Genomic DNA, 3,807 nt, shown 5'->3' on the forward strand with positions numbered 1-3,807 from the left:
GGGGATCCACTGTTCGAGATAGACTCCCACTCTTGAGATGGATTCCCGCCTGCGAGAGTGTTGCAAAAGGCCTTAAAAGAAGGAACCACAAAGGCACAAAGACACAAAGGAAGACTTTTTCTTTTGTTTGCAGCGCGTAGCGCTGGCAACTCCAAAAAACCTTTGTGCCTTTGTGCCTTTGTGGTTCAAGGTTTAATCTACCTTTTGCGACAACCTCCTTCGCGGGAAAGACGGTAGTGGTATAAATTGGCATTTAAAAACTGTTGCGACAGCCTCGAAGGTGGGGATCTACCACGACAGTGGATCCCCGCCTTCGCGGGGATGACGATGGTAAATTTTTAATGGTTGTCACCCTCAGGGAACACTTTTAATTGCACCCATCCCTGGATATTGTTATCTACTCCGGTTTCAGACAGACAGTTGGAAAGCGCACCACTATCAAATAACCGGGTTATGCTTTAACAAAGGCATTGCAGAGGAAAAAGAGTCAGAATTTTTACTGGAATTATGACCAGTTTCTAACCACTTCCTCCATGGCTTAAACGCGTCATAACCTTCACTGGAGGCTAAATTATCCAGCATCAGTTCCATTTGCAGCCGGTCCCGGACTAATGAATTCTCAGTTTTTTTAGTATCTCCTGGCATAGCGCTGGACTCTCCTTTTCCCGTTCCTTGTGTATCGGTGAAAATAGAATTTAGCAGTTTTTTCAATAAAGCCAGATCACAGCATTTCGGGTTTTTATTTGCCTCTTCAGAGAATGGATTAACCTTTATCTTATTACATATTTTAAGATTATCGATGATTTCCTGCAGCAAACTCCATAGGCTTTCGGTTTGTGATTCGGGCTTCTTATCAATGCGGATATCGTCGGTTTTCATGCCGTTTTTTTTAAGTGCCTGTTCCGTCAATCGTTCAGTCAATACGACTTCAGATTTATATATGAATACAGGAAGAGACGAAGTTTCCTTAGGGGAATTCAAGGACAACTGGTAATTCAACCAATCCTTGGTTATTTCAAATTTTTCTAGAGCAAGGCCGCGTCTTACCCAAGTAAAAGCCATGAGTTTTTCTTTTCCATCTAAATTGAATTCAGAGGTGGTAGATGTTATTGCAGGCCACAAGGTGTTTTTCACAATCAAATCCAGCCATGGGTCTATCATTTTAATTTTTTTCATAATGCTGTTTAAACTGGTCTTCTCTTTGGCTGGCATACGGTCTAACGCTTCTTCAAAAACGCATTCAACGCTCCACAAAAGGCTGGACGGGAACCATTCTGGCTTATTAGATTCGTCAATGTCAGATCTTGCGATTCCAGATTTTCCAGCCTCGTTAACGATTTTTTCTATTAATTCACCAGATTCCTTCTTCGACAATGGCTTAATATCAATCGGCATAGGTTGAGTTTTGAGAATGTTAGCGATGCGATCACTCTCTAGTGTTTTAGTGGGTGGTTTTGAATTCGATCTCACCGCTGTTATATCCGGCCCTTCCGGTTTCGATATTTTCGAACTCTTCGTGCCGAATAGGCTCGTACTGATTTTAGTGACCTTCCTTTTATTCCCCCTCGTCTTTCTGGAACCCTTCTTGCCTGGATGGTCATTATCCACCTTTTTTATTTCACCGTATTTTTGGCTGGATGACGTTAGGCTTGAAGAAGATTCCACAACAACAGACTCCGGTAGTTAAATTAATTTGAAAGTCCATATCAAAAAAGAAAGGGGCTATAAAAGCCCCTTTAATTAAAGTGTTTTTCTCTTTGAATCATGACAATTAAAAGCGCATGAATTATTCATACACCGGCAGTCTGGCACAAATTTCCAGCACTCTGGCCTTCACGTCAGCTTCGACCTTCTCATTGCCGGAACCATCGCCAAGCCCATCAAGAACATCACAGATCCAGCCAGCCAGTGCGGCAGAATCATCTTCGTTAAAGCCCCGACGGGTAATGGCCGGAGAGCCGATACGCAGGCCACTGGTGACAAAAGGAGAGCGGGGGTCATTAGGAACCGAGTTCTTGTTCACGGTGATATTGGCACGACCCAGAGCATCTTCAGCATCTTTGCCGGTATACTCTTTGCCAATCAGATCCATCAGGAACAGGTGGTCATCGGTGCCGCCAGAAACGATATTGATGCCGCGCTCCATCATCACACGGGTCATGGCCCGGGCATTTTCAACCACCTGAGCCTGATAAGTCTTGAACTCATCGGACATGGCTTCTTTAAAACAGACCGCTTTCGCCGCAATGACATGACACAGAGGGCCACCCTGGGACTCAGGGAAAACAGCAAAGTTAAGCTTTTTGTTCAGCTCTGCATTTTCATCCGCCAGAATCAAACCACCCCGTGGTCCGCCCAGTGTCTTGTGCGTAGTCGTGGTCACAACATCAGCGATGCCAATCGGTGAAGGGTAAACACCCGCAGCCACCAGACCGGCAACATGAGCCATATCCACCAGCAGATAAGCGCCTACTTTATCGGCAATGTCACGGAAACGCTGCCAGTCAACCACACGGGAGTACTCTGAGAAGCCAGCGACAACCATCTTTGGCTTGTGTTCAAGTGCCAGGCGCTCAGCTTCGTCGTAATCAATTTCACCGGTTTCAGTATTCAGACCATACTGAACCGCATCGTATATACGACCAGAAAAGCTTACTTTGGCACCATGGGTCAAATGACCACCATGAGCCAGACTCATACCCAGAACCACATCGCCCGGTTTCAACAGCGCCATGTAAACGGCAGCGTTAGCCTGGGAACCAGAGTGAGGCTGAACGTTGGCATAGCCCGCACCAAACAGAGCTTTTGCGCGATCAATCGCTAGCTGCTCTGTTACATCAACGTGTTCACAGCCGCCGTAATAACGCTTGCCCGGATAGCCTTCTGCATATTTATTGGTCAGCGCACTGCCCTGGGCTTCCATAACTCTCGGGCTGGCATAGTTTTCGGAAGCGATCAGCTCAATGTGCTCTTCCTGACGCAGGGTTTCCGCATCAATAGCCGCCTTCAGCTCAGGATCAAATTCAGCGATGGTCATGTCCTTCGTGAACATTCATTACCTCTCGGGTCGTTGCCTGTGAAATGCCTGGATATGGGTGGTGAGGCGCTATTCTAATACAGGCTGAAAGAAATCGGCAGTGAAAATACTTCACTCTCATAATGAATAGCCATGATGGACGACAGTTGACCTCAGGTCGTTGAAACGCGATCCGCTCCACACATTCTCTGAGCGAAGAACAGAGAGAATATTATTCAGTCACAGTCGGCAAAAGATTTTCCAGACTGACTCCCCTGTCAACCCGATTAAATAGTACTATCGCGCCTTATTAAGGCCATCTGCCTGACCGCTATCCATCGTGTTGATGTTTTTCGCCAGAGATTCCGTATACTCCCAGAATCCACCTCGTGCTTTCTGCCCCTTCCCACGGGAAATGTCTGTAAAACACTCATTCCTCCGTAAGCAATAACTTATTGTGTTACGCAACGTACTATCATCCATGCCGTTTGGTCTGCTGAGTAGTTTTTGACCAATTACGTCGATTAAATTGTCAATTGTCAGGTTTTCTCCTTTAAAACAATTGGCGATCAATGTCGTCCAGGTAAGGTCGGCATTCCCGCGACCTATCTCCTGACACCATATAGAAAATGGTTTTGCCGGGTCAGCGAGAGGGGGAGTATTTGTGGGGTAATCTGCTTTTTTCGGAAATAACGTAGTTTGACAGAAGGCGGCATTACTACCCGATATCACTAAAAATTCTGGAGGGACGCGCAATATCGCCGGTATGCTCTTCACAGGCTCTCCGTTAT

At 46.1% G+C, this 3,807-nt stretch carries 4 protein-coding genes; all 4 read right to left on the reverse strand.

Translation table 11 applies throughout. The features are described 5' to 3' along the window. Nucleotides 1–253, reverse strand: a 253-nt coding sequence (locus RM811_RS07320; RefSeq protein WP_402522392.1) for a hypothetical protein, incomplete at its 3' end; no start/stop codon positions are given. Between the two features lie 185 nt (nucleotides 254–438). Continuing rightward, entirely contained in the window at nucleotides 439–1,665 is a 1,227-nt protein-coding gene (locus RM811_RS07325; RefSeq protein WP_402522394.1) for a hypothetical protein, read from the reverse strand. A 121-nt stretch (nucleotides 1,666–1,786) separates the two neighbouring features. Beyond that, the gene (glyA, locus tag RM811_RS07330) at nucleotides 1,787–3,052 is read right to left on the reverse strand and encodes a serine hydroxymethyltransferase (protein ID WP_402522396.1); all 1,266 of its coding nucleotides are present in this window, start codon (nucleotides 3,050–3,052) and stop codon (nucleotides 1,787–1,789) included. 261 nt (nucleotides 3,053–3,313) lie between these two features. After that, a partial coding sequence (locus RM811_RS07335) for a hypothetical protein (RefSeq protein WP_402522398.1) occupies nucleotides 3,314–3,807 on the reverse strand: 494 nt, incomplete at its 5' end.

This window comes from Endozoicomonas sp. (assembly GCF_031844845.1).
Classification (GTDB): Bacteria; Pseudomonadota; Gammaproteobacteria; order Pseudomonadales; family Endozoicomonadaceae; genus Endozoicomonas.

Coding starts and splice junctions, on each gene's coding strand:
- glyA (WP_402522396.1), bottom strand. CDS start 3,052: ATGTTCACGAAGGACATGACCATCGCTGAATTTGATCCTGAGCTGAAG.